Source organism: Pseudomonas sp. GW822-FHT03F08 (assembly GCF_058801265.1).
The window spans coordinates 71,250-96,832 of record NZ_JBXANC010000009.1; the positions used below are offsets into that span (position 1 = coordinate 71,250).

A 25,583-nucleotide genomic window follows, 5' to 3' on the forward strand; every position below is an offset into this window, starting at 1 on the left:
CGTAGGCTGAATGGTGGTTTCAAGAGCACCTCTAAAGACAGGGCGTAGGCGGTAACCGGTGATGCGCAGCGCAGGTTCGGCGCGCAGTTTACACACCGCGAAGCGGCATGACTCGTCGGTCACGACTGACGAACGGTCATCCCGCTCAGCCGGCGTTTTTAGAGGTGCCCTTGTGCCCGATGAGCATCAACCGCCAGGTTCGCCTAGGCGACTTTCTTTTCACCGGAGAGTAACGAGGAATCCATGAAGGTTCTTGTAGCTGTCAAACGCGTTGTGGATTACAACGTCAAGGTTCGCGTCAAGGCGGACAATTCCGGCGTAGACCTCGCCAACGTCAAGATGTCGATGAACCCATTCTGCGAAATCGCAGTGGAAGAAGCCGTACGCCTGAAAGAGAAAGGCGTTGCGACTGAAATCGTCGTCGTCTCCATCGGCCCGTCCACCGCTCAGGAACAGCTGCGTACCGCACTGGCTCTGGGTGCCGACCGCGCCATCCTCGTCGAATCCGCTGAAGACCTGACTTCCCTGGCCGTGGCCAAGCTGCTCAAGGCCGTGGTCGACAAGGAACAGCCTCAGCTGGTGATCCTGGGCAAACAGGCCATCGACAGCGACAACAACCAGACCGGCCAGATGCTCGCAGCACTGAGCGGCTACGGTCAGGGCACTTTTGCCTCGAAAGTCGAAGTTTCCGGCGACAGCGTTGCCGTGACCCGCGAAATCGACGGCGGCGCGCAGACCGTTTCCCTGAAACTGCCAGCGATCGTCACCACCGACCTGCGTTTGAACGAGCCGCGCTACGCGTCCCTGCCAAACATCATGAAAGCCAAGAAGAAGCCTCTCGAAGTGCTGACTCCGGACGCTTTGGGCGTTTCCACCGCCTCCACCAACAAGACCCTGAAAGTCGAAGCGCCGGCTGCACGCAGCGCTGGCATCAAGGTCAAGTCGGTGGCTGAACTGGTCGAGAAACTGAAAAACGAAGCGAAGGTAATCTAAATGACTATCTTGGTTATTGCTGAACACGACAACAAAGTGCTGGCCCCGGCCACTCTGAACACCGTTGCTGCCGCTGCCAAAATCGGTGGCGACATCCACGTTCTGGTCGCAGGCCAGGGCGCTGGCGCCGTGGCTGAAGCCGCCGCGAAAATCGCAGGCGTGAGCAAAGTCCTGAACGCTGACAATGCTGCCTACGCGCATCAGCTGCCGGAAAACGTTGCTCCGCTGGTCGCCGAACTGGGCAAGGGCTACAGCCACATCCTGGCTGCCGCCACCTCCAACGGTAAAAACATCCTGCCGCGCGTTGCCGCCCAGCTGGACGTTGACCAGATCTCCGAGATCATCTCGGTAGAAAGCGCTGACACCTTCAAGCGTCCGATCTACGCCGGTAACGCCATCGCTACCGTGCAATCGACCGCTGCGATCAAAGTGATCACCGTGCGTGCCACCGGTTTCGACCCGGTTGCCGCTGAAGGTGGTTCGGCTGCCGTTGAAGCGGTTGCCGCTGCTCACAACGCCGGTACTTCCAGCTTCGTCAGCGAAGAGCTTGCGAAATCTGATCGTCCTGAGCTGACCGCTGCCAAGATCGTCGTTTCCGGCGGCCGCGGCATGCAGAACGGCGACAACTTCAAACACCTGTACGCGCTGGCCGACAAGCTGGGCGCTGCCGTGGGTGCTTCCCGCGCCGCAGTCGACGCAGGTTTCGTACCGAACGACATGCAGGTCGGTCAGACCGGCAAGATCGTTGCGCCTCAGCTGTATATCGCCGTCGGTATCTCCGGCGCGATCCAGCACCTGGCCGGCATGAAAGACTCCAAAGTGATCGTTGCGATCAACAAGGACGAAGAAGCGCCGATCTTCCAGGTGGCCGATTACGGCCTGGTGGCGGATCTGTTCGAAGCCGTACCTGAGTTGGAGAAGCTGGTCTAATCCGGCGGCTTCACTTATAAAGAGCCCGGCCTGTTGGTCGGGCTTTTTTTTGTCTCGGATTTGAGTGGGAGCGTTTCGCCATGGATCTGCATCGCCGGTTGGGCTTCTCGTTATTGCTGTGTTCCAGCCTGTTGCCGGGGTTGTCCATGGCAGCGGGCAAATGCGAGCGACTGGTCGTCACCGGCAGCCCGGATGCACCGCCGTATCTCTGGCAGGATCCGCAGAATCCAAAACAGTTGATCGGTGCCAGTGCCGACCTGTTGCAGCAAGTGGCGAAGGACCTGGGCATCAAGGTCGAATTGCTTTATGCCGGTAAGCGCTCACAGGCCCTCGACGAAGTGCGCAGCGGGCGCATGGACATGCTGGCCGACGCGCCCATGACCTTCAACGAGCTGGAAAACCTCGACTACATCCATCCCCCTATGCTGGAAAACGACTATCTGGTGTGGACCCGCAAAGGCTCGACCCTGGTCTACAGCGAAGCGAAGGATCTCCAGGGCCATCAAGGAGGATTGTCGGAAAAGTCTCGAATGACCCAGGCATTTGGCACTTTTGCCGAGCAGCATTTGACCCTGACCCGTACGGCAAACCTCACTCAGGCCCTGCAGAAACTGCTGCTGGGCGAAGTGGAATATGTACTCGCCGGCCGTTACTCGGGGATGGCGGCCGCGCAGGCCCTGGGCATGGCCAATGATCTGCTGGCCTTCGAGCAACCGATTGACCGGCCGGGTCTGTTCCTTGCGCTTTCCCACAACTCGGCTTGCAACGATCCGTGGTTGCGCGGACAGCTGGCCAAAAAGATGACAGAATTGCCCGCGTCCGGCCTGACGGAAGCCGCGCTGCAACGCAACATCGAGCGCTGGAAGGCGCAGCAGCAACAGCCGCCGCAACCACCTGTCAGCGCCCCAAAACAGTAGGGATTCTTAGTGAGTAATCGAGTTCTTTTCACGGCCCTGGCCGTTCTGGCCCTGGCCGGTTGCGCCAGCGATCCGGCACCCAATGAACAAATGCGCCTGACCGAACAGGCGCTGGAGCAGGCCAAGGCCGTCGGCGCCACCGCCGACGAAGTGCCGGAAATGAAACTGGCGGAAGACAAGTTCAACCGGGCCAAAGGCAGCATGGCCGGCGAATCCTTCAAGAACGCGCGGATGCGCGCCGAACAGGCCGAACTGGATGCACGCCTGGCCGAAGCCAAGGTGCTGACCCAGAAGAGCGAAGAGCAACTGAACGTGCTCAATACCCGCATTGTCCGTCTGCGCAAGCAACTGGGGGATGCCCAATGAGCCTGACTTCAAAAGCCTTCGGCACTCTGATCCTCGTGGGTTGCGCCAGCCTTTATGGCTGCGCCGGCCAACACAGCGAAACCGCCTTGCAGGAAGCCAGCGCTGACTTCCAGAAGGTCAAGGAAGATTCCAATGTGCTGCGTATCGCGCCGAAAGACGTGATTCGTGCCGGTGAATCCCTGGCCCGCGCCGATCGTCTCTCCACTTACTGGGGAAGTGGCTCGGACGTGGCGCATTACTCCTATCTGAGCCAGCGTTACAGCCAGATCGCCCGCGAGCACACCAATCTGGTGCTCAACGAAGAGCGCGCGGCGAAGCTGGAGCTGGAGCGCCAACGCCTGCAACTGGCACTGCGCGAGTCCAAACTGTTGAGCGTGCAGCAGCAGGGCAAATGGCTGGAAGAGCAGATTGTCGCACTGGCCACCACCCAGACCGATCGAGGTTTGGTGATGACCCTCGGTGACGTGCTGTTCGACACCGGCGAAGCCGAGCTGAAGAATTCGGCGAATCGCGTGGTCTTGAAGATTGTGCAGTTCCTGCAACTCAATCCGAAACGCGTGGTGCGTATCGAGGGTTACACCGACAGCACCGGCGGCAAGCAGGACAACCTCAAACTGTCCCGCGACCGCGCACAGTCGGTTGCCGATGTGCTGACGGACCTGGGCATCGACGAAAAACGCATTCAGGTCGAAGGCTACGGCGACGAATACCCGGTGGACGCCAACGCTTCCGAGCGTGGGCGTGCGCAGAACCGTCGCGTGGAAATCGTGTTCTCCGACGAAAAAGGCCAGCTCGGCGCCGCCCGCTGAGGGTGGCGTTACTGGAAAGCCCGGCCTCTCATGCAGCGCCGGGCTTTTTTACGTCTGTCGATTACCTCACAAAGCAGTACAGATTTATCCGACACTGCACTGTATGGTTGACTAATATGGCAACTGTCCCAGTACACTTCCAGACTGTTCCGGTATTGTTCACACAAAAATAAAACGCCCGTGATATCGAGTGCTGCGTCATGACCAATCTCTTGCTCTACCAACGTATTGCTCAACAACTGGCCGAAGACATCCGCCGCGGCGTCTATCAGCCGGGCGAGCGCGTGCCCTCGGTGCGCAAGATGAGTTCGCAGCTCAACGTCAGCCATGCCACGGTGTTGCAGGCTTACGCCAACCTCGAGGATCAGGGGCTGATCCGTGCACGGCCGCAGTCTGGCTACTACGTGCACCAGACCCCGGCACTGACCGCACCGACCCCGGACATTGCCCGGGTCGAACGACCTGGCCTGGTCACCCGCGCGAGCATCATTCAGCAAGTGTTGGTCGAGTCGCGCCGCGAAGGCGTGTTCCCGCTGGGTGCAGCGGTGCCCAGTGTTGATTATTTGCCGGTGCGCGCACTGCATCAGCAATTGGCCAAGGTCACCCGATTCCATAGCCCGCGCGCCTTCAGCTACATGTTCAGCCCCGGTTTCGAGCCGTTGCGCCGACAAGTGGCGATCCGCATGCGCGACGCCGGTGTGGTGGTCGACCCGTCGGAAGTGGTGATCACCCACGGTTGTGTGGATGCCTTGCAGATGTCGCTGCGGGTGCTGACGCGCCCGGGCGATCTGATCGCCGCCGAATCACCGACCTATTACGGATTGCTGCAACTGGCCGACCTGCTGGGCCTGAAAGTCATCGAAATTCCCAGCGACCCGGCCACCGGCATGAGTCTGGAAGCCCTGCAACTGGCGGCCAACCAATGGTCGATCAAAGCGCTGGTGCTGACGACCCGGCTGAGTAACCCGCTGGGTGGCACCATGCCCGAAGAGCGGCAAAAACAATTGCTGCGCCTGGCCTCGGACTTCGATATCCAGATCGTCGAAGACGACATCTATGGCGAATTGATGTTCGAGCAAGGTCGCACCAAGGCGCTCAAGGCCTACGACCGGCTGGATCGGGTCATTTACTGTTCGAGTTTTTCCAAGACCTTGTCACCCGGTGTGCGCGTCGGCTGGATGATTGCCGGCAAGTATCAACAGGAAATCCAGCGTCTGCAGACCTTCACCACGCATTCGGCTTGCAGCGTCACGCAAATGGCGATCGCTGCTTATCTGGAAAATGGCGGTTATGACCGGCATTTGCGGTACATCCGCCAGGAATACCGAAAAAACCTCAGCGCATTCCAGCTGGCGGTGCAGCAGTACTTCCCCGAAGGCACGCAAATGACCCGACCCACGGGCGGTTTCATCCTGTGGGTGAGCCTGCCGGGGCGGGTCAACACGCAGGAATTGCATGTCCGCGCATTACAGCAGGGCATCAGTATCGCGCCGGGGCTGATTTTCAGTAATACCGAGCAGTTCAACCACTGTATCCGGCTGAACTGCGGCACGCCGTGGAATCGCGAGGCGGAGCGGGCGCTGATGACGCTTGGTCTGCTGGCGACTCAACTGTGTCAGGAAATGGCCGGCGGTTTCTGAACAGACAGCGCGGCGCGCTTGTCATGTGGCGTTCAACAAGCGAGCATATGGCCCTCTGCCGTTAGCGTTGTAGGTTCCATGAAAGCGATTTTTCCTGCTGCCTGGGTTTTGCTTTGTCTGTTGATGATCGGTCACGCGCCAGCTGTCATGGCCGCTGCCGTTTCGGAAAAACCGACAGCAGCGTCCACGGTGAAAAAGCCGGTTGCCAGCAAGAAAGCCGCTCCTGCGAAAGAAAAGCAGCAGAAAGCCGCCCCCGCCAAGAAACGTGCACCGATCGCTTCCAAGTCGAAATCCGCCAGTGAAGTGGCCAAGACGCCATTACCTCCGGCCAGACTCGACTTGAGCCTGCCCAAGGACATGGTTCAGCAGTTGAAACCGGTTGGCACCGTGCCGCTGCCCAAGCGCGAAGCGATCCTGCCGCAGATGTTTGGCGAGAAGAACAGCGGCTTCCAGCTCAACGGTCGTCTGCTGAGCAACGAAATGCAGTTGCAGCTGCGCAATGAAGAGCGCCGCGAAGTCGAAGGCGCTGCGCTGGATTTCGAATTCAAGCAGTAAATTCAATCGATCCGTGACCCGCAGACCAGACGCTTTGTCGGAGACTGGTCAGTCACTTTCGTTTCTGCGTAAAAACCCCGGTTCAGGGAATTTTAAACAGCCGTTTTAGCGGTTACCCTGTTCCGCGTCCCTTTAACACATTGCCCGTCGCGAGGAACTCGTCGTCATGAACTGCCGTGAAGGTTGTGGCGCCTGTTGCATTGCCCCTTCCATCAGCTCGCCGATTCCGGGCATGCCCGATGGCAAACCTGCCGGCGAACGTTGCGTTCAGCTCTCGGTCGAAAACCTGTGCAGCATTTTCGGCCAACCGGAGCGTCCAGCGGTCTGTTCAGGGTTCAAGGCCGATGTCGAAGTCTGCGGAAGCAGTCAGGAAGACGCGATCAGACTGCTCGGCTGGTGGGAGCAGATGACGGCGGCGTGATGTGTCAAACGAACGGAACTTCAACAATAAGGAATAAGACTATGGGTTCGCTGCATCGTATCGCTGTGTTGTGTGGTTTGACTGCCGTGCTGGCCACTTCGGCTGCCCAGGCTGAAGACTGGAAAGTGGCCAAGAACGAAGATGGCATCAAGGTCTCCCTGAGCGAAGTGCCGGGTTCGGACTACAAGTCCTATCAGGGCGTGACCTTGATGAAGACCACCGTCGCCAAACTGCGCGCATTGCAGGAGGACGTCTCCGGTGCCTGTGCCTGGATTCACGAGTGCAAGACCCAGAAACTGCTCAAGCACGAAGGCGACCAGAGCTGGACCTACACCCAGTTCAACACGCCGTGGCCAGTGACCCCGCGCGACTCGATCCTGCATGTCACCACCGTTGAAGGCGCCGATGGCAGCCTGACCCGCAACCTCGAAGGCCTGCCGAAGTACCTGCCGGAAGAAAAAGGCTTTGTGCGCGTAGCTCAGGTCAAAGGCTTCTGGAAGTTCGTGCCAAAAGGCGATCAGGTCGAAGTGACCTATCAGGTCCACACCGAACCAGGCGGCAGCGTGCCGTCGATGATTGCCAACAAGTTCGTGGTCGATGCACCGTTCAATACCTTGAAAGCCCTGAAAGAGCGCGCCGAGAAGTAAGTATCGCGTTCCTCTGCAAACGCCCCGAAGAACTCGGGGCGTTTTGTTTTGTAGGTTTATTGTGTTTCCGGATATGCGTTGAACAAAATTTTCACAAAGTCTTCAAGACAATTCGCCCGCGCTGTTTGCAGCTGTCCGGGTATGCCGTGCCTTTAATGAAAGAGTCCGGCAGCGGGGCAGTAATCAATGGCAATGCCGCCGGTGATCGTGCAACATTTGCGCACCGCGCAAGCCCCGGGGCCTGGAATGGCCAACAGAGGGCAGGGCGCAGCTGTATTTTTGCAACTTCAACTTCCAATGGGTCCTAAAACGACATGGCAAACCCGGACGCCCTGAATCAGCAGCGATCTTCCAGTCGCCTGCTGCAACCGACCGTCAAATCGCATCTGGCCTACACGCTCTTGTGCGCGCTGGTCATGATGGTGATGTTTTCCGTGCTGCGCCTCGCGCTGCTGGTCTACAACCGCGAGATGATCCTCGACACCCCGGCTTCGACGTTCCTCGAAGCCTTCGCCAACGGCCTGCGTTTCGATCTGCGCCTGGTGGTCTACCTCTGCGTTCCGATGGTGCTGGCGCTGTTCAGTGCCCGGGCCATGGCCGCGCGCGGGTTCTTCCGTCTATGGCTGACGGTGACCTCCAGCATCGCGCTGTTCCTCGGCCTGATGGAAATGGACTTCTACCGCGAGTTCCACCAGCGCCTCAACGGCCTGGTGTTCCAGTACGTGAAGGAAGACCCGAAAACCGTGATGAGCATGCTCTGGTACGGTTTCCCGGTGGTGCGCTACCTGCTGGCGTGGGCCGTGGGCACGCTGATCCTGACCCTGGCGTTCAAGGGCGCCGACCGTCTGACCCGTCCGCGTGGCCCGTTCAGTGGCGGCAACGTCGGCACTCGTCAGGTAGCGCCATGGTATGCGCGTCTGGCGGTGTTCGTGGTGTGCCTGCTGATCTGTGTGGTCGCCGTGCGTGGCACCCTGCGTCAAGGCCCGCCGCTGCGTTGGGGTGACGTGTACACCACCGAATCGAACTTCGCCAACCAGCTCGGCCTCAATGGCACCCTGTCGCTGATCGCGGCCGCCAAGGACCGCATGGGCGAAGACCGCAACAACATCTGGAAAGCCACGCTGCCGCAGGATCAGGCGCAGAAAGTCGTGCGCGAGATGCTGGTCATGCCGGACGACAAACTGGTCGATGCCGACATCGCCGCCGTGCGTCGTGACTACACGCCGCCAGCCGACAAGACCCTGCCGATCAAGAACGTTGTCGTGATCCTCATGGAAAGCATGGCCGGTCACTCGGTAGGCGCTCTCGGTGCACCGGGCAACATCACGCCGTACCTCGACAAACTGTCGAAGGAAGGCCTGCTGTTCGACCGCTTCTTCTCCAACGGCACCCACACCCACCAGGGTATGTTCGCCACCATGGCCTGCTTCCCGAACCTGCCGGGTTTCGAATACCTGATGCAGACCCCGGAAGGCAGCCACAAACTGTCCGGCCTGCCGCAGCTGCTCAGCGCGCGCAAGTATGACGACGTCTATGTCTACAACGGCGACTTCGCCTGGGACAACCAGTCCGGTTTCTTCAGCAACCAGGGCATGACCAACTTCGTTGGCCGCAATGACTTCGTCAACCCGGTGTTCTCCGATCCGACCTGGGGCGTGTCCGACCAGGACATGTTCGACCGTGGTCTGGTGGAGCTCAAGGCACGTGAAAACGGCAAGCCGTTCTACGCGCTGCTGCAGACCCTGTCCAACCACACGCCTTACGCCTTGCCGACGCCATTGCCGGTCGAGCGCGTGACGGATCGTGGCACGCTCAACGAACACCTGACCGCCATGCGTTATGCGGACTGGGCACTGGGCCAGTTCTTTGAAAAGGCCCGCAAGGAGCCTTACTTCAAGGAAACCCTGTTTGTCATCGTCGGCGACCATGGCTTTGGCAACGAGCGTCAGATCACCGAAATGGACCTGGGCCGCTTCAACGTGCCGATGCTGATGATCGCACCGGGCATCCAGGAGAAATTCGGTACTCGTGACCACACCGTGGGTACGCAGATCGACATCGTGCCGACCATCATGGGTCGCCTGGGTGGCGAAGTGCGTCATCAGTGCTGGGGCCGTGACTTGCTGAACCTGCCGGCAGGCGACACCGGTTTCGGTGTGATCAAGCCGTCGGGCAGCGAGCAGACCACCGCCATCGTCACCGCTGACCAGATCCTGGTACTGCCGAAAGAGAAGGAAATGGCGCCGAAGATCTACCAGTACCAACTGGGCGCAAATCCTTCCGCCGAAATCATTCCGGACGCACCGCGCACCGCCGAGTTGAAACTCAAACTCGAAGCGTTCCTGCAGACGGCCACCAAGAGCCTGCTCGACAACACCGCCGGTGTGATTAACGGCAAGCCGGACTGATCCTTCCGCGCAATAAAAAGAGGCCCTTTTCAGGGCCTCTTTTTTTGTCGGTCAAAACGTCATATGCGGCCGAGCAACAGCAGCACCAACAGTACAACCAGCACCACACCGATAATGCCCGAAGGACCGTAACCCCAACTTCTGGAGTGTGGGAAGACCGGCAGACCACCGATCAGCAACAGGATCAGGATAATGATAAGAATTGTGCCCATGTCGATTTCCTTGTTGATAGTGTCTGGGAAGTCTTGGTGTTCAAGGGCGGCTGGAAGTTGAACTAAATCCAGTCGGCTTACAAATTCCGACTGGCGCGCGTGAAAGAAAATTCAATGTTTTTTCAGTGTATTTGGTTCACGGTCTTATTTCGTTTGATGCCACGGTTTGCTCCCGCCATTCAGCAATCTGATGGAGCGTGGGTCGCTCCGGATCCTTCGCTACACTCCGCGCATCTTCCCCGGAACAACAAGGCTGTTTGCTATGCAAAATCGCATGATGATCACTGGCGCGGGCTCCGGCCTGGGTCGCGAAATCGCGCTGCGCTGGGCGCGTGAAGGCTGGCAGCTGGCCTTGTCGGACGTCAGCGAGCCCGGCCTGCAGGAAACCCTCAAACTCGTCCGCGAGGCTGGCGGCGACGGCTTCATCCAGCGTTGCGACGTGCGCGATTACAGCCAGCTCACCGCGTTCGCCCAGGCCTGTGAAGTGAAATTCGGAGGTATCGACATCATCGTCAACAACGCGGGCGTGGCGTCGGGCGGATTCTTCAGCGAGTTGTCGCTGGAAGACTGGGACTGGCAGATCGCGATCAACCTGATGGGCGTGGTCAAGGGTTGCAAGGCGTTCCTGCCGCTGCTGGAGCAAAGCAAAGGCAAGATCATCAACATCGCCTCGATGGCGGCACTGATGCAAGGCCCGGCGATGAGCAACTACAACGTGGCGAAGGCCGGTGTGGTGGCATTGTCCGAAAGCCTGCTGATCGAACTGGCCCAACAGGAAGTCGGTGTCCACGTGGTGTGCCCGTCGTTCTTCCAGACCAATCTGCTGGACTCCTTCCGTGGCCCGACGCCGGCGATGAAAGCGCAGGTCGGCAAGTTGCTGGAAAGTTCGCCGATCACTGCCACCGATATTGCCGACTACATCTACAAACAGGTCGCCGCCGGCGAGTTCATGATCCTGCCCCACGAACAAGGTCGCATGGCCTGGGCGATCAAGCAGAAGAACCCGCAGCTGCTGTACAACGAAATGACCGCGATGGCCGAAAAGATGCGCGCCAAGGCCAAACAGAACAACGGCTGAACTTGCGCCGCCAAAGCCCCGTCGTTAGGGTGACCGCCATAGTCACCCTGACGAGTCATCTGCATGCTCAACTACTTGTGGTTTTTCCTCGCCGCGCTGTTCGAAATCGCCGGTTGTTTCGCATTCTGGATGTGGTTGCGCCAGGGCAAGAGCGCCCTGTGGGTGATCCCGGCGCTGCTCAGCCTGACCTTGTTTGCACTGTTGTTGACGCGCGTTGAAGCGACCTATGCGGGTCGCGCCTACGCCGCTTACGGCGGCATCTACATCATTGCGTCGATTGGCTGGCTGGCGGTGGTCGAGCGCATCCGTCCGCTGGGGTCGGACTGGATCGGTGTCGCCTTGTGCGTGATCGGTGCCAGCGTGATTCTGTTCGGGCCACGGTTTTCGGCGACCTGAAACACCGGCTTGAAGGAAACGTCTGAAGGCCAAAGCACCCGGGCGCGTAGGGTTTGACTGATTTGCCCGCAGCGCATTGTAGGGCGCTCGAAAGCCGCGCATCTTCAAGGCTCGAAAACCTTGAAGGACAACCCTCATGCTTGTACTCAGCCGTGTTGTCGGTGAGCTGATTTCCATCGGCGATAACATCACTTTGCGCGTTCTGGCGGTCAACGGCTCCAGCGTGCGGTTCGGCGTCGAGGCGCCAAAGCAGGTCAACGTGCACCGTGCCGAAGTCTATGAGCGGATCCAGCGCAAACAGGCCAACGGCAAGGGCCGCTGACCGTTTCAGTCGAACAGGTGCTTGGGCACGTCGTGCTTGAGCATCAACTGGCACTGCTCGCTGTCCGGATCGAAGACGATCAGCGCCTGACCCTTGGTCAGGGCCTGGCGAACCCGCAATACGCGGGTTTCCAGTGGGGTGTCGTCACCGTTGTCGGTGCCGTCGCGAGTGACGAAGTCCTCGATCAGGCGGGTGAGGGTGTCGACTTCGAGCGCGTCGTAGGGAATCAGCATGGGCACCTCGGCTAAATCAATGTCGGGATGCTACGGCGAATGACCGCCGAGGGCCAGACTCAACTGTCCGAGCGTTGCCCCACCAGGCTGTCCACCGAGGGTACCCGGGTGTCGCTTTCCATCTGCGTCTCGTGCTCGATCTGGTGACTGAAGCGATCCAGTGACGCGTTGGCCGGTTGCGCATCGCTGGCGAACACCGGCGGACTCAGGATGTACGCCCCCAGCAGACGACTCAGCGCGGCGAGGCTGTCGATGTGCGTGCGTTCGTAGCCGTGGGTCGCATCGCAACCAAAGGCGAGCAGGGCGGTACGAATGTCGTGGCCGGCGGTGACGGCCGAATGGGCGTCGCTGAAGTAATAGCGAAACAGGTCGCGGCGCACCGGCAACTCATGCTCACCGGCCAGACGCAACAGGTGTCGCGACAAGTGATAGTCGTAAGGCCCGCCGGAATCCTGCATCGCCACGCTGACTGCGTGTTCGCTGGAATGCTGGCCGGGCGCGACCGGCGCGATATCGATCCCGACAAATTCGCTGACGTCCCACGGCAACGCCGCCGCCGCGCCGCTGCCGGTTTCCTCGGTGATGGTGAACAGCGGATGGCAATCGATCATCAACTCCTGACCGCTGTCGACGATGGCTTTCAGCGCTGCGAGCAGTGCGGCGACCCCAGCCTTGTCGTCCAGATGTCGGGCGCTGATATGGCCGCTTTCGGTGAACTCCGGCAGTGGATCGAACGCCACCACATCGCCAACACTGATGCCCAGCGAATCGCAATCGGCGCGGGTCGCGCAGTAGGCGTCCAGGCGCAGTTCGACGTGATCCCAACTGATCGGCATTTCGTCGACGGCGGTGTTGAAGGCGTGCCCGGAAGCCATCAGCGGCAACACGCTGCCTCGAATCACGCCGTTGTCGGTGAACAGGCTGACGCGGCTGCCTTCGGCGAAACGGCTCGACCAGCAACCGACCGGCGCCAGGGTCAGGCGCCCGTTGTCTTTCACCGCGCGCACGGCGGCACCGATGGTGTCCAGGTGCGCTGACACTGCACGGTCGGGGCTGTTTTTTTTGCCCTTCAGTGTGGCGCGGATGGTGCCGCGACGGGTCATTTCGAAGGGGATGCCGAGCTCTTCCAGCCGCTCGGCGACATAACGCACGATGGTGTCGGTGAACCCGGTAGGGCTGGGAATGGCGAGCATCTCCAGCAGGACTTTTTGCAGGTAGTTCAGATCCGGTTCGGGAATGTGGGTGGTCATGGAAACTCCTGTTGCGGGGCGTCATTCCCGCGTTCGACACGGGAATGACGCTGAAGAGAGATCAAACGGCCGGCTGACTGTGCGGAAACAGCAGATCGACAAACCGCTCGGCCGTCGGCTGCGGTTCATGGTTGGCCAGGCCCGCCCGTTCGTTGGCTTCGATGAACACGTACTCCGGCTGATCGGCGGCGGGCACCATCAGGTCGAGCCCGACCATCGGAATGTCCAGTGCTCGCGCCGCACGCACGGCGGCATCGACCAGAGTCGGATGCAGAATCGCCGTGACGTCTTCCAGGGTGCCGCCGGTGTGAAGGTTCGCCGTACGCCGCACGAACAGATGCTCGCCGGCCGGCAGGATGCTGCTGTAGTCGTAACCTGCCGCGTGCAAGGTGCGTTGGGTTTCGTGGTCCAGCGGGATTTTGCTTTCGCCGCCGGTGGCCGCTTGCCGGCGTCGGCTCTGGGCTTCGATCAGCGCGCCGATGGAGTGATGGCCGTCGCCGACCACTTCGGCAGGACGCCGGATCGCCGCCGCGACCACATCGAAACCGATTACCAGAATCCGCAGGTCGAGGCCTTCGTGGAAGCTTTCGAGCAACACGCGGCTGTCAAACTGCTTCGCCGTTTCGATGGCTTGCTGCACCTCTTCGATGCTTTGCAGATCCACCGCCACACCCTGGCCTTGTTCACCGTCGAGCGGTTTGACCACCACCCGCTGATGCTCGTCGAGAAACGCCAGATTGTCGTCCGCATTCGCTGCCAGTTGCTGTGCCGGTACATTCAACCCGGCGCTTTTCAGCACTTTATGGGTCAGGCTCTTGTCCTGGCACAGATTCATGCTGATGGCGCTGGTCAGGTCGCTCAGCGACTCGCGGCAACGCACCCGGCGACCGCCATGGCTGAGGGTGAACAGCCCGGCATCGGCATCGTCCACTTGCACATCGATGCCACGCCGATGGGCTTCCTCGACAATGATCCGTGCATAGGGATTGAACGCGGCCTCCGGCCCCGGCCCGAGGAACAGTGGCTGGTTGATGCCGTTCTTGCGCTTGATCGCAAAGGTCGAGAGGTTGCGAAAACCGAGCTTCGCATAGAGGTTTTTCGCCTGGCGGTTATCGTGTAACACCGACAGGTCGAGGTAGCTGAGACCGCGACTCATGAAGTGCTCGATCAGATGTCGCACCAGCACTTCACCGACTCCGGGACGCGAGCACTGCGGATCGACCGCCAGGCACCACAGGCTGCTGCCGTTTTCCGGGTCGTTGTAAGCCTTCTGATGATTGAGGCCCATCACGCTGCCGATCACCGCGCCGCTGTCCTCGTCTTCGGCCAGCCAGTACACCGGGCCGCCCTGATGATGCGGAGTGAGCAGGGTGGCATCGATCGGTAGCATGCCGCGCGCCTGATACAGCTGATTGATCGACTGCCAGTCCTCTTCGCTTTGCGCACGACGGATGCGGAAGCCGCGAAACACCCGTGTTGCCTGACGGTAATCGCTGAACCACAGGCGCAACGTGTCGGACGGATCGAGAAACAGTTGAGTCGGCTCCAGGCCGAGAACCTGCTGCGGCGCGGCCACGTACAGCGCAATATCGCGTTCGCCCGGCTGCTCGTTGAGCAACTCCTGGGCAAGGCTGGCCGGGTCGGGAAAGGTGTGGCCGATCAGCAAGCGGCCCCAGCCGCAATGCACGGCAATCGGCTCGGCGCTCGGTTGATTGCCATCCTCGGCCAGACGCGCCTGCAAGCGTTCGTAGGACGGTGTCTGACCGCGCAGCAGCCGCTGGCTGTAAGCCGTGGCGTGAGGTTTCATCGATCAGATTCCTTGTTCGCTGAGCCACAGATTCAGAGCCGCCAGTTGCCACAGCTTGGAGCCGCGCAGCGGGGTCAATTGGCCTTGTGGATCGGTCAGCAATTTGTCGAGCATGGCGGGGTTGAACAGGCCGCGATCCTGGGCCGGATCCAGCAGCAGTTCGCGCACCCAGTTCAGGGTGTCGCCTTGCAGATGCTTGAGGCCCGGTACCGGGAAATAGCCTTTCTTGCGGTCGATCACTTCGCTCGGAATGACCAGTCGCGCAGCTTCTTTCAAGACCTGTTTACCGCCGTCGGGCAGTTTGAATTTGCCCGGAACACGGGCCGACAATTCCACCAGGCGATAGTCGAGAAACGGCGTGCGCGCTTCCAGGCCCCAGGCCATGGTCATGTTGTCGACGCGTTTGACCGGGTCGTCCACCAGCATCACCGTGCTGTCCAGACGCAGGGCCTTGTCGACCGCCGCATCGGCGCCGGGCTGTGCGAAATGTTCCTTCACGAAGTCGCCGGCAGCGTCATTGGCGGTCAGCCATTTAGGCTGCACCGTGGCGGCGTAATCGTCGTAGCTGCGGTCGAAAAACGCCTCGCGATAGGCCGCGTACGGATCGGCCGCGCCGTCCACTTGCGGATACCAGTGATAGCCGGCAAACAACTCGTCGGCGCCCTGGCCGCTCTGTACCACTTTGCAATGCTTGGCCACTTCGCGGGACAGCAGATAGAAGGCGATGCAGTCGTGGCTGACCATCGGCTCGCTCATGGCGCGGAAGGCGGCGGGCAGTTGCTCGATGATCTCTTTTTCGTCGATGCGCAGTTGATGGTGCTGGGTGCCGTAGTGTCTGGCGATCAAATCCGAATATTGAAATTCATCACCGCGTTCGCCGCCGGCATCCTGAAAACCGATGGAAAAGGTCGACAGGTTTTCCACGCCGACTTCGCGCAACAGACCGACGAGCATGCTCGAATCGACACCGCCGGAAAGCAGCACGCCAACATCCACCGCCGCCCGTTGGCGGATCGCCACGGCTTCGCGGGTGCTGTCGAGTACCCGATCACGCCAGTCTTCGAGAGTCAGATTTTTCTCGTCGTCGTGTGGGCCGTAGGGCAGCGTCCACCAGGTTTTCTGTTCGGTGGTGCCGTCCGCTTCAATGCGCATCCAGCTTGCTGGCGGCAGCTTTTCGATGCCGGCCAGCAAGGTGCGCGGCGCTGGCACCACAGCGTGAAAATTCAGGTAATGGTTGAGCGCCACCGGGTCGAGGATCGGGTTGATGTCACCGCCCTTGAGCAACGCCGGCAGGGCCGAGGCAAAGCGCAGGCGCAGGCCGGTGCGCGACAGGTACAGCGGTTTGACGCCGAGGCGGTCGCGGGCGATGAACAGGCGCTGGGCATCGCGCTCCCAGATGGCGAAGGCGAACATGCCGTTGAGTTTCGGCAGCAGCGCTTCGCCCCAGGCGTGATAGCCCTTGAGCAGCACTTCGGTGTCGCCGCCGGAGTAGAACGCATAACCCAGCGCTTCGAGTTCGGCGCGCAGTTCCGGGAAGTTGTAGATCGCGCCATTGAAGGCCAGGGATAAACCCAGTTGGCTGTCGATCATCGGCTGCGCCGAGCCGTCCGACAGGTCCATGATTTTCAGGCGTCGATGGCCTAGGGCAATTGGTCCCTGGGCATGGAAACCCCACGCATCAGGGCCGCGAGGCGCCAGGTGATGGGTGATTCGCTCGATGGCTGCAAGGTCTGCAGGTTGGTGATCAAAGCGTAACTCGCCAGCTAATCCGCACATAAAGTCCTTACCGGTTTTTCCGTTGGGGAGGGTGTCGCTGAACCGCGCCGAAATGGCCGGTACCCAGAAACTGACCCGGCTCGGATGTGGGAGTTTTAGAACGATCAGTTATAAGTGCGTTGGCCTGACCGGTGGGCCGTTACCAGTCTGGCTGAAGTGTCAGGTAGTAGATAAGTATTCGAAACATACGGATTGCTGCTTGTTTGCGGGCCCGAACGGGCAGTTATTCGTGTTTTTTATTTGATGACGGGATCGCTAGGGTGAAGGGACTCAACAGCAATAAAGGAATATTGCCCATGTCCACTACACCAGTGTCGGTCACACCGATCACCCTCACGGAAAAACAGAAACTGAGCTTTTTGCTGGAGGCCACAGGCGATCTGGACACCGCCAGGGCGTTGCAGAAAAGCTTCCCCCCTGTGCTGCTCAAGGCCAGTGCCGACACCTTGGCGGCACTGGACAAGACCGCGCGTGACTTGCACACAACCCAGGCTCAAGTCGAGACAGACCTGAGCCGGCTGCAATCGCTCAAGCATTTTTGCATCGAACAGTTGAATCGCGCCCTGACTGCGCGCTGGCTGGCTGTGTTCGATGTCGAGAAAGACCATCTGGAGTTGCCGGGAAGCTATTGCGGTTGTGAAGCGGTGACCCCGTCTGGAGGTGGGGAGAAAGTCATTCCGCCGGCGACCCCGACGCTGCTCGAAGCGGCCATGCAGAACTTCACGGAAGACGAGGCGCAAGCCGATTATTTCCCTGAAGGCAGCGTCGTGCGGATTGCCAGCAAACCTGATGGCGTTCCCGGTCTGACACCGACGGCGTTTGCCGCACTCTGCCGGGAGCTGGATCTGGGCCGGCTATACCAGGAACATTTCCAGCAGGTGTTTGGAGTCAAGAAGGTCAATGGCAGTCAGGTCGCCACTGGCCCGATGGTTCGCAATATCTCGGTGATGAAAAAGCAGATGCTGCAACTGGATCTGCACCTGGCGCTGATGAAGGAACATGTTTCCCGGGAAGGCTTCCAGACGGTTCAGCGCTTGATCGATGCCGGTGGCGTCGTCGACGCCAAAAGCCTTCAGTTCAAGGGCCGGCCGCTGATCATGCAGGGCATTGAAGCGCTCGACAGCTGTCTCTGGGGTGTCGTGGTGTTCTCCGAAAAATCGATCGAGCTGGATCCCGATCAATGGTGTCTGGTGTACATGCCCGGCGAACCCGGCCAGCCACTCTACGAGTACACCAGCGTCACGGCGTTCGTTGCGTACCTGGAGTTCAAACTGGGGGTGGGCAGTTACAAAAGTTACTTCACCCACTGCATTGGAGAGGTCGATAAGGTCGACTTTTTCAAGACGTTTGCCGATACCGAGAGCCTGGGGCATATCAAACAATTGGAGATGACCGGTCCGCTGTTCGAATTCATGCTCAAGAGCCATGTCGGCAAGTTGCAACTCGATGCCCGTGCGCTCGCCGTGCCGACGGCCGATGTCGATGAAGAAGAGCGCAAGAAACGATTGATCCAGTACCTGGAAATCGGCATGACGATCGCCAACGTGGCGGGGTTCGTCGTGCCGGTACTGGGGCAATTGATGATGGGCGTCGCGATCGGACAAATGCTCGCCGAGGTGTACGAAGGGATTGAGGACTGGAATCGGGGTGACTGTCAGGAAGCCTTTTCACACCTGCTCAGCGTGGCGGAAAACCTTGCCTTGATGGCCGCCGTGGGTGCCGGCGTCAAGGTCCTGAAATCCCTGGCGATCAAGACGGTTCAAAAACACCCGGACTTCTTCCAGCCTTTCACCGCCATTCTTGACCGCAATGGACAGTCCCGATTGTGGAAGCCGCAACTGAGTGCCTATGAACAACCTTTACCGGCAGGGGCGGAGGCTGAATCTGACGCGACAGGCCTGTATCAGGCTGACGGCAAGGTTTTTGCCCGTGTCGACGATCGAGCCTACGCCGTGGTCCGGGATCCGGTTTCCAGGAGCTGGCGCATTCAGCATCCTGTCCGCCCGGAGGCTTATGCCCCGATACTCAAGCGCAATCAGCACGGGGGCTGGCGTCATGCCTCGGAGCCGAGCGAGCAATGGTCCGGGGCTTACACACTCAAACGCATCGATCCGCCGTTGGCGCGACTCGATGACAGTCGTCTGGAGATGATCCGGCGCCTGTCCGACACTCGCTTCGATGAACTGCATCGGCTGAGCGACGACAGCCTGCCGCTGCCCCCCCGTTTGCGAGACATGATCGAACGGTTCGGCCTTGAGCGCCGGGGCCGTGACTTCATTGCTGCCATGGAGCGTGGTGAGGCGACTGATCCCCGCCATGTCCAGGAACAGATGCATGTGCTGCCCAGACTTGCGAACTGGCCACAGGATCGCTACATCAAGGTCGTGGATGAGGACGGCGGTATTGCTGCGACCTTTCCACCCGGTTCGATTGACGATGACACCCTGAGCGTTATTGTCAGCAACGCCCAGCTGGAAAAAGGCGAATTGCTGCAGACCGTCATCGACGGCCTGTATCCCAAAGAAGTGGAAGCTTTGGTCGGCGCGAACGTTGCGCCGACTGACCAAGGGGTGGCGTTGGCAAAGGTACTCGGTGCCGCGGTCAAGGCTGATCGTCGCTCGATGTTCGACCACCTGTACCGGCGCTATGACCAGACCCTGGACAGTGAGGTGCTCAAGGCAAGGCAAGCATTTCCCGATGTGCCGGCGCGTTACGCTCAGGAACTGATCCGACAGGCTTCAAGTGTCGAGCGCTCGCTTCTGCGTACCACCGGACGAGTGCCCATGGGCCTTGCGCAACGGTTGAGTGAGGCAACGAGCACTATTCGCCTGGATCGGGCGCTGACAGGGTTCTACCTGGCTGAGGTTGCCAATGCCGATACCGAGAAACTGGCCATCGGTCTGTTGCCGCAACTCAGCGGCTGGGATCCGCAGCTCTACCTTGAACTGCGTGCTCAGTCACTCAGGGGCAACCTGCTGCAGACCCTTGGCAAGAAACCCCTCACTCCCGGGAACTCGCTCACGCTGGTCAGGCTCGAAAACGGCTACGAAGGATTCGACAGCCAGGCAAAATCGCTCGGTCAGGTTTTCGGGCCCGACAGCCTTTATCAGGTCATCCTCAAAGGCCTTTCACCTCGCCAGATCAAGGCCATTGGATTGGCAGAGGCCAGGCCTGAAGACGGCTGGCGTCTGCGAAGCCAATTGCTCAGCAGCGCACTGGATGAGCGTGAGGGATGTAACCGGTTGTTGAACGGTGACCGGTTCGAGCCGGCGATTCGGGAGTCGGTATGTACGCTCGCCAATCCACCCGGCGAGGCGACGCATCATCCACAGCGTTTGTTACGCAAGGTGAAAAAACTCTTCCCGCTGTTTTCCGATATGCAGGCCCGGGAGTTTCTTGACCAGTTGGGCAGCGACCATCTGACTCGGGCACTCCGGGTCAGGCAGTTGCAGGATGATCTGGAGCGACTGCGCGAGGTGCTCGATACCTGGATGGACGATGTGGCGGCCATCAGGGCAGAGGGCGGGGTACTGAGCGAGGTGCGCGAATGTCGGCATCTTGTGGCGTACGAGATCGAGGACAGTTTTCGCCGACTGATCTTCCTGCCCGACGAATTCTATCGTTCGGCGTATGGCCTGAAGCTCGATGGCATGCGGTTCGGAAAACTGCCGATCCTGCCACCCGGGCTGACCTTTGACCATGTCAGGCATCTGTCTCTGCAAAACATGCATCTGGACAACGATGTCGCCTATTTCCTCAAAGCCTTCAAGAACCTCGAGACGCTTGAACTGGGTCGCAACAGGCTCACGCAATTGCCGGAGGTGGTCTCGCTCATGCCGAACCTCAGGCGTCTGGGTCTGGGGCAAAACCGGATTCAGTTGACTGAGCAGGCCCTGGCAAAACTGTCGCGTATGCGCAATCTGCAAAGCCTGGACCTGAGCGAAAATCCTCTTGGGGCTACGCTGGATGTCAGCGAGATGTTTGAGCTGACTGACCTCAGCGTGCGCAATACCCGCACCACGGAGTTACCCAAAGGACTTGACCGCTTGCCCCATCTGGATCGGGTGGACCTGCGTGACAACGACATTCGTGATTTGCCGCAGTGGCTGTTTGAAACACCCCGGCGCTTCAGTGAAACGATCAACCTGCGCAACAACCCGATTTCCGATCTCAGCAGCACTCACCTGGACAACTACCGCAAGAAGGTCGGCATTGGCATGGGGTATCTGGAAAATGATATCGCGCGCCTTGACGAGCATCAGGCACGTACGATCTGGCTGACCGAAACGGGAGGAACCGTAGGCGCCAGACGCCTGCAAACATGGACCGCGATCAACGACGACCCGATGGCCGAAGGCTTGTTTCATTTGCTGGCAGAGCTGGGCAATACCGCCGACTCCGAATATGTGCGCGAGGATATGTCCCGGCGGGTCTGGACGGTACTGGAGGCGACGCAGGCCGATGCCGAATTGCGCGAGCAGATTTTCGATCTGGCAGCCAACCCGATCAATTGCACGGATAACGCGGCGCTGAACTTCAGTCATCTGGAGGTCGCTGTGCATGTGCGCAATGTGTTGCGCGTTTCCGGGGGGCGGCAGGTGTCGGCGGCAGTGCTGATGAGGCTTGCGCGAGGCTTGTTCCAGCTTGAGCAAATCGACCTGATCGCCGCGGAGCACGCCCGGGATCAAGGATCACCCGACCCGCTGGAAGTGACCCTTGCCTATCGCACGGGGCTGGCGCGGGCATTCGATCTGCCGGGGCAGCCCTCGCACATGCGTTACGCTGAACTCGCCGATGTGACGAGTGATGATCTGGTAACGGCTATCAATCGAATCCAGACGGCTGAACTGTCCCCCAAATGGCTGGATTTTCTGGTTCGCCAGCCGTTCTGGAGCGACTACGTGAAGAACAGTTTTGCGCAGCAGTTCGACGATGCCCGGGTGCCTCATCAAGTAGAGGTCCAGGCATTGTTCGACAGGGCTGAAGAACTCAGCTCTGCCGATTACCTCAGTGAAATGAACCTCTGCGCCACCCGGCTGGAACAGACCGAAAATGCCTTGCTGCAACGGTTGACCCTGCAGGTGACGGAGTTGATCGAGAGGGGAACCTGCATTGCGCCCGGTGACTGATTGCCTTCGCAGAGGGCGTCATTTGCCACGAATCAGTCGGCGCAGGGCAAAGCGGTTGGGATGACAGGCTTCGGCCACGGCTCTGGGCAGCGGCAGCGGTTCGTTGTCCAGCCATGCCGCGAGCAACTCGCCAGACAATGGCGCGGTGATCAAACCGCGTGAACCATGGCCACTGTTGACGTACAGACCGTCCAGCCACGGGCAGGGAGTGTCCGGCACTTGCCGGGCATCCTTGCTCAAGGCGCGATAAGCCTCGGTGAAGGCTTCGCGGTCGGCCAGTGGACCGACAATCGGCAGGTAGTCAGGGCTGGTGCACCGGAAGGCTGCGCGGCCCTGAAGGCTGTCAGCATCGAGCTCGCTGAGGTGCAGACGGCTGACCAGATCCGTGGAGATCTCTTCGAGCATCGCCAGATTGCCCAGATGTTCGGCGGTGGTCGGGGTCAGGTCGTCGCTGTTGAAATCGAAACTGGCACCGAGGGTGTGTTCGCCCAACCGTGCCGGTGCCACATAGCCTTCGGCGCAGACCACCGTGGCCAGCGCCTGGCTTTGCGCGGTCTGCACCAGTCGGGTGATCTGCCCGCGAATACGCTTGAGGGGCAGGTCGGCACTCTGGGGGAAACGCTTGATCTCGGCGGCACCGGCCAGTACCACGACGGGCGCTGTTGCGATCAGTCGTTCACCGTCGAAGGCTTGCCACAGACCTTCGACCTTGCGCAGCTCCACGGCTTCCTGATGGGTGAGCAGCGTGACGCCAGGCTGTGCGGATTGTGCCTGACACAGGGCCGGCGGATGCACCCAGCCGCCCTCGGGATAATACAAACCGCCGTGCGCCAGACCGATCCCGGCGCGGGCCTGAGCCTCGGGTTGATCGAGCCATTGCAGAAGGTCTTCGGGAAACGCGGCCGCCAGTTGCGCCTGCCGCTCGCGTTCCTTTTCATTGAACGCCAGTTGCAGCACGCCGCAGTCATCCCAGTCGGTGCCACGTTGCAGGGTTTCCAGCAGGCGGCGGGTGTAGCCGAAACCGCTGACGATCAACTGCGACAGCGCTGTGCCGTGTGCAGACAATTTCAGATACAGCACGCCTTGGGGATTGCCCGAGGCTTCCTGCGCCACCGCCGCATGCCGTTCCAGCAGACTGACCTGCCAACCCCGCGCCGCGAGGCTGGTCGCCGTGGCGCAACCCGCCAGACCGGCACCGATCACCAAGGCGCGACGCTCACTGCTCAATGGCGCCGGGCGAGCGAACCATGGTTTTTCCGCTGCGGGCAACGGAACATCTTGCGGCCAGCCGAGAAACTCGCCGCGTAAAATTTCCCATTTGTGACCGATGCCCGGCGTGCGCTTCATTTTGAAGCCGGCGGCGTTGAGCAGTCGTCGCACCCAACCGGTGCTGGTGAAGGTACTGATGGTCGAGCCGGGCGCCGCCAGCCGGGCCAGTTCGGCGAACAGTTCGGCAGTCCACATCTCGGGGTTTTTCGCCGGGGCGAAACCGTCGAGAAACCACGCGTCGATCTGGCCGTCCAGTTGCGGCAACTGCTCCAGCGCATCGCCGATCAACAGCGTCAGGGTCACTCGACCGTGATCCAGAACAATGCGCTGGAAACCCTGATGGATTGCCACGTAATGCTTGAGCAGTTGATCGGACAGTGGCTTGAGATCCGGCCACAGCGCCAGCGCCCGCTGCAGATCGGCGGGGCTCAGCGGAAACTTTTCGACGCTGACGAAATGCAGCCGCGCACCGGCCACCGCGTGCTGTTCGAACAACTGCCAGGCGCAGAGAAAATTCAGCCCGGTGCCAAACCCGGTTTCACCGATCACCAGTCGCCCGCCCGCCGGCAACGCGGCAAAGCGCTCGGCCAGACGGTTCTGTTCGAGGAACACGTAGCGGGTTTCATCCAGCCCTGACTGATCGGAAAAATACACATCGTCGAACACTCGCGAACGCGGGCGTCCCTGGTCATCCCAGTCGAGTTGGGCGTGGGGCATTACAGGTTTCATGGCAGGCTCGGCAACGGCAAGGCGGCCATTCTAGCCGATCACGCGGGCGGCGCTTGATCCATGGCAAGCCTTGCCGCTGATGACTCAAGGACAATCCGCCGCCGGCGGGAATTTCTGTGCCGTGTCTGTGCCCAATCCGCTAGTCTTGCTGAATCCTGGAAGGAGCCGTCCCTATGTTCGAATCCGCTGAAATCGGTCACGCCATCGACAAAGAAACCTACGAAGCCGCCGTGCCCGCCCTGCGCGAAGCACTGCTTGAAGTCCAGTTCGAATTGCAGCAGCAAAAGCGCTTTCCGGTGATCATTTTGATCAACGGCATCGAAGGCGCCGGCAAGGGCGAGACAGTGAAGCTGCTTAACGAATGGATGGACCCGCGCCTGATCGAAGTGCGCACGTTCGACCAGCAGACCGACGAAGAACTGGCACGACCACCGGCCTGGCGTTACTGGCGGATGCTGCCGGCCAAGGGGCGGATGGGGATTTTCTTCGGCAACTGGTACAGCCAGATGCTGCAGGGCAGGGTGCATGGCTTGTTCAAGGACCCGCGACTGGATCAGGCGATTGCCGGCGCCGAGCGTCTGGAAAAGATGCTGTGCGATGAAGGCGCGCTGATCTTCAAGTTCTGGTTCCACCTGTCCAAGAAACAGATGAAAGCGCGCCTCAAGGCCCTGGCCGACGACCCATTGCACAGTTGGCGGATCAGCCCGCTGGACTGGCAGCAATCGGAGACCTACGACAAGTTCGTCAAATACGGTGAGCGCGTGTTGCGTCGCACCAGCCGCGATTACGCGCCGTGGCATGTCATCGAAGGGATGGACGCGCATTACCGCAGCCTGACGGTCGGCAAGATTCTGCTCGAAGGCCTGCAGAATGCGCTGAAGCGCCCCGACGTCCACCCGCACGATGTCAACGCCCAGCCGCTGGGTACATCGGTGGATCAGTTGAACCTGCTCGACAGCCTCAACCTGACCCAGCGCCTGGAAAAGAAAGACTATGAAGAACAACTGATCACCGAGCAGGCGCGACTGTCCGGGCTGATGCGTGACAAACGCATGCGCCGTCACGCGCTGGTGGCGGTGTTCGAAGGCAACGATGCGGCGGGCAAGGGCGGGGCGATCCGTCGGGTCGCGGCGGCGCTCGACCCGCGTCAGTACAACATCGTGCCGATTGCCGCACCGACCGAAGAGGAACGGGCACAGCCGTATCTGTGGCGCTTCTGGCGGCACATTCCGGCCCGGGGCAAGTTCACTGTGTTCGACCGATCCTGGTACGGCCGGGTGCTGGTGGAGCGGGTCGAGGGTTTTTGCAGCACCGCCGACTGGATGCGCGCCTACGGCGAAATCAACGACTTCGAGGAGCAACTCGCCGACGCCGGCGTGATCGTGGTCAAGTTCTGGCTGGCGATCGACAAGGACACGCAGATGGAGCGTTTCCAGGAGCGCGAAGAGATCCCGTTCAAGCGCTTCAAGATCACCGAAGACGACTGGCGCAACCGCGACAAGTGGGACGCGTACCGTGGGGCCGTGGGCGACATGGTCGACCGCACCAGTACCGAAATCTCGCCGTGGACGCTGGTCGAGGCCAACGACAAGCGCTGGGCCCGGGTCAAGGTGCTGCGCACGATCAACCGTGCACTGGAAGAGGCCTTCGAGAAGTCCGACAGGCACGCCAAGAAACACAAGGACTGACCGATGGG

General features: G+C 60.3%; 21 protein-coding genes. 15 read left to right on the forward strand and 6 right to left on the reverse strand.

Features of this window, described 5'->3' with window-relative positions; translation table 11 throughout:
• Positions 1-243: 243 nt before the first annotated feature.
• The 10 genes from AC1RME_RS22320 (at position 244) to AC1RME_RS22365 (ending at position 9,686) form a co-directional block, all read left to right on the forward strand.
• Complete coding sequence (locus tag AC1RME_RS22320) at positions 244-993, forward strand: electron transfer flavoprotein subunit beta/FixA family protein (RefSeq protein WP_003226982.1); 750 nt, start codon at positions 244-246, stop codon at positions 991-993.
• Positions 994-1,923, forward strand: a complete 930-nt coding sequence (locus tag AC1RME_RS22325; RefSeq protein WP_085710904.1) for an electron transfer flavoprotein subunit alpha/FixB family protein — start codon at positions 994-996, stop codon at positions 1,921-1,923.
• A gap of 80 nt (positions 1,924-2,003) precedes the next feature.
• The gene (locus AC1RME_RS22330; RefSeq protein ID WP_096820989.1) at positions 2,004-2,840 is read left to right on the forward strand and encodes a substrate-binding periplasmic protein; all 837 of its coding nucleotides are present in this window, start codon (positions 2,004-2,006) and stop codon (positions 2,838-2,840) included.
• Positions 2,841-2,849: 9 nt separating this feature from the next.
• A complete protein-coding gene (locus tag AC1RME_RS22335) occupies positions 2,850-3,206 on the forward strand; it encodes a DUF4398 domain-containing protein (RefSeq protein ID WP_096820990.1) in 357 nt (118 codons plus the stop codon).
• Positions 3,203-4,015: an OmpA family protein gene (locus AC1RME_RS22340; protein ID WP_192558680.1), complete on the forward strand. Its 813-nt coding sequence runs from the start codon at positions 3,203-3,205 to the stop codon at positions 4,013-4,015. Before AC1RME_RS22335 ends, AC1RME_RS22340 begins: the two co-directional genes overlap by 4 nt.
• A gap of 200 nt (positions 4,016-4,215) precedes the next feature.
• Positions 4,216-5,655 (forward strand): aminotransferase-like domain-containing protein, encoded by a 1,440-nt coding sequence (locus AC1RME_RS22345; RefSeq protein WP_096820992.1) that lies wholly within the window; start codon positions 4,216-4,218, stop codon positions 5,653-5,655.
• Positions 5,656-5,733: 78 nt separating this feature from the next.
• Positions 5,734-6,210 (forward strand): translation initiation factor 2, encoded by a 477-nt coding sequence (locus AC1RME_RS22350; protein ID WP_096820993.1) that lies wholly within the window; start codon positions 5,734-5,736, stop codon positions 6,208-6,210.
• Positions 6,211-6,376: 166 nt separating this feature from the next.
• Positions 6,377-6,631 (forward strand): YkgJ family cysteine cluster protein, encoded by a 255-nt coding sequence (locus AC1RME_RS22355; RefSeq protein ID WP_102620504.1) that lies wholly within the window; start codon positions 6,377-6,379, stop codon positions 6,629-6,631.
• A 41-nt stretch (positions 6,632-6,672) separates the two neighbouring features.
• Positions 6,673-7,278 (forward strand): START domain-containing protein, encoded by a 606-nt coding sequence (locus AC1RME_RS22360; protein WP_085704686.1) that lies wholly within the window; start codon positions 6,673-6,675, stop codon positions 7,276-7,278.
• 314 nt (positions 7,279-7,592) lie between these two features.
• Positions 7,593-9,686 (forward strand): LTA synthase family protein, encoded by a 2,094-nt coding sequence (locus AC1RME_RS22365; RefSeq protein ID WP_096820995.1) that lies wholly within the window; start codon positions 7,593-7,595, stop codon positions 9,684-9,686.
• Between the two features lie 59 nt (positions 9,687-9,745).
• Here AC1RME_RS22365 and AC1RME_RS22370 read toward each other — a convergent pair whose 3' ends face one another.
• The gene (locus tag AC1RME_RS22370) at positions 9,746-9,904 is read right to left on the reverse strand and encodes a DUF3309 family protein (protein ID WP_169432680.1); all 159 of its coding nucleotides are present in this window, start codon (positions 9,902-9,904) and stop codon (positions 9,746-9,748) included.
• 256 nt (positions 9,905-10,160) lie between these two features.
• Here AC1RME_RS22370 and AC1RME_RS22375 point away from each other — a divergent pair, with 256 nt between their 5' ends.
• The 3 genes from AC1RME_RS22375 (at position 10,161) to csrA (ending at position 11,694) form a co-directional block, all read left to right on the forward strand.
• Complete coding sequence (locus tag AC1RME_RS22375) at positions 10,161-10,976, forward strand: SDR family oxidoreductase (protein ID WP_096820996.1); 816 nt, start codon at positions 10,161-10,163, stop codon at positions 10,974-10,976.
• 63 nt (positions 10,977-11,039) lie between these two features.
• Positions 11,040-11,372 carry a YnfA family protein gene (locus AC1RME_RS22380; RefSeq protein WP_085710895.1) on the forward strand — a complete coding sequence of 111 codons (333 nt, stop codon included), beginning with the start codon at positions 11,040-11,042 and terminating at the stop codon, positions 11,370-11,372.
• Between the two features lie 136 nt (positions 11,373-11,508).
• Entirely contained in the window at positions 11,509-11,694 is a 186-nt protein-coding gene (gene csrA / locus AC1RME_RS22385) for a carbon storage regulator CsrA (protein WP_096820997.1), read from the forward strand.
• Between the two features lie 5 nt (positions 11,695-11,699).
• Here csrA and AC1RME_RS22390 read toward each other — a convergent pair whose 3' ends face one another.
• The 4 genes from AC1RME_RS22390 to AC1RME_RS22405 form a co-directional block, all read right to left on the reverse strand.
• Positions 11,700-11,927 carry a YheU family protein gene (locus AC1RME_RS22390; protein WP_003236706.1) on the reverse strand — a complete coding sequence of 76 codons (228 nt, stop codon included), beginning with the start codon at positions 11,925-11,927 and terminating at the stop codon, positions 11,700-11,702.
• 59 nt (positions 11,928-11,986) lie between these two features.
• The gene (locus AC1RME_RS22395; RefSeq protein ID WP_096820998.1) at positions 11,987-13,177 is read right to left on the reverse strand and encodes an osmoprotectant NAGGN system M42 family peptidase; all 1,191 of its coding nucleotides are present in this window, start codon (positions 13,175-13,177) and stop codon (positions 11,987-11,989) included.
• 61 nt (positions 13,178-13,238) lie between these two features.
• Positions 13,239-14,984 carry an N-acetylglutaminylglutamine synthetase gene (ngg, locus tag AC1RME_RS22400; RefSeq protein WP_096820999.1) on the reverse strand — a complete coding sequence of 582 codons (1,746 nt, stop codon included), beginning with the start codon at positions 14,982-14,984 and terminating at the stop codon, positions 13,239-13,241.
• A 3-nt stretch (positions 14,985-14,987) separates the two neighbouring features.
• Positions 14,988-16,760: an N-acetylglutaminylglutamine amidotransferase gene (locus tag AC1RME_RS22405; protein WP_096821000.1), complete on the reverse strand. Its 1,773-nt coding sequence runs from the start codon at positions 16,758-16,760 to the stop codon at positions 14,988-14,990.
• Between the two features lie 296 nt (positions 16,761-17,056).
• On the opposite strand from AC1RME_RS22405, the gene AC1RME_RS22410 reads away from it, so the two are divergent.
• Positions 17,057-21,889: an NEL-type E3 ubiquitin ligase domain-containing protein gene (locus AC1RME_RS22410; protein ID WP_493091756.1), complete on the forward strand. Its 4,833-nt coding sequence runs from the start codon at positions 17,057-17,059 to the stop codon at positions 21,887-21,889.
• Positions 21,890-21,907: 18 nt separating this feature from the next.
• Here the strand turns inward: AC1RME_RS22410 and mnmC are convergent, their stop codons facing one another.
• On the reverse strand, positions 21,908-23,887 hold the full coding sequence (mnmC, locus tag AC1RME_RS22415) for a bifunctional tRNA (5-methylaminomethyl-2-thiouridine)(34)-methyltransferase MnmC2/FAD-dependent 5-carboxymethylaminomethyl-2-thiouridine(34) oxidoreductase MnmC1 (protein WP_096821002.1): 1,980 nt from the start codon (positions 23,885-23,887) through the stop codon (positions 21,908-21,910).
• 173 nt (positions 23,888-24,060) lie between these two features.
• On the opposite strand from mnmC, the gene pap reads away from it, so the two are divergent.
• Positions 24,061-25,575 (forward strand): polyphosphate:AMP phosphotransferase, encoded by a 1,515-nt coding sequence (pap, locus tag AC1RME_RS22420; protein ID WP_096821003.1) that lies wholly within the window; start codon positions 24,061-24,063, stop codon positions 25,573-25,575.
• The last annotated feature ends 8 nt before the right edge of the window (positions 25,576-25,583 follow it).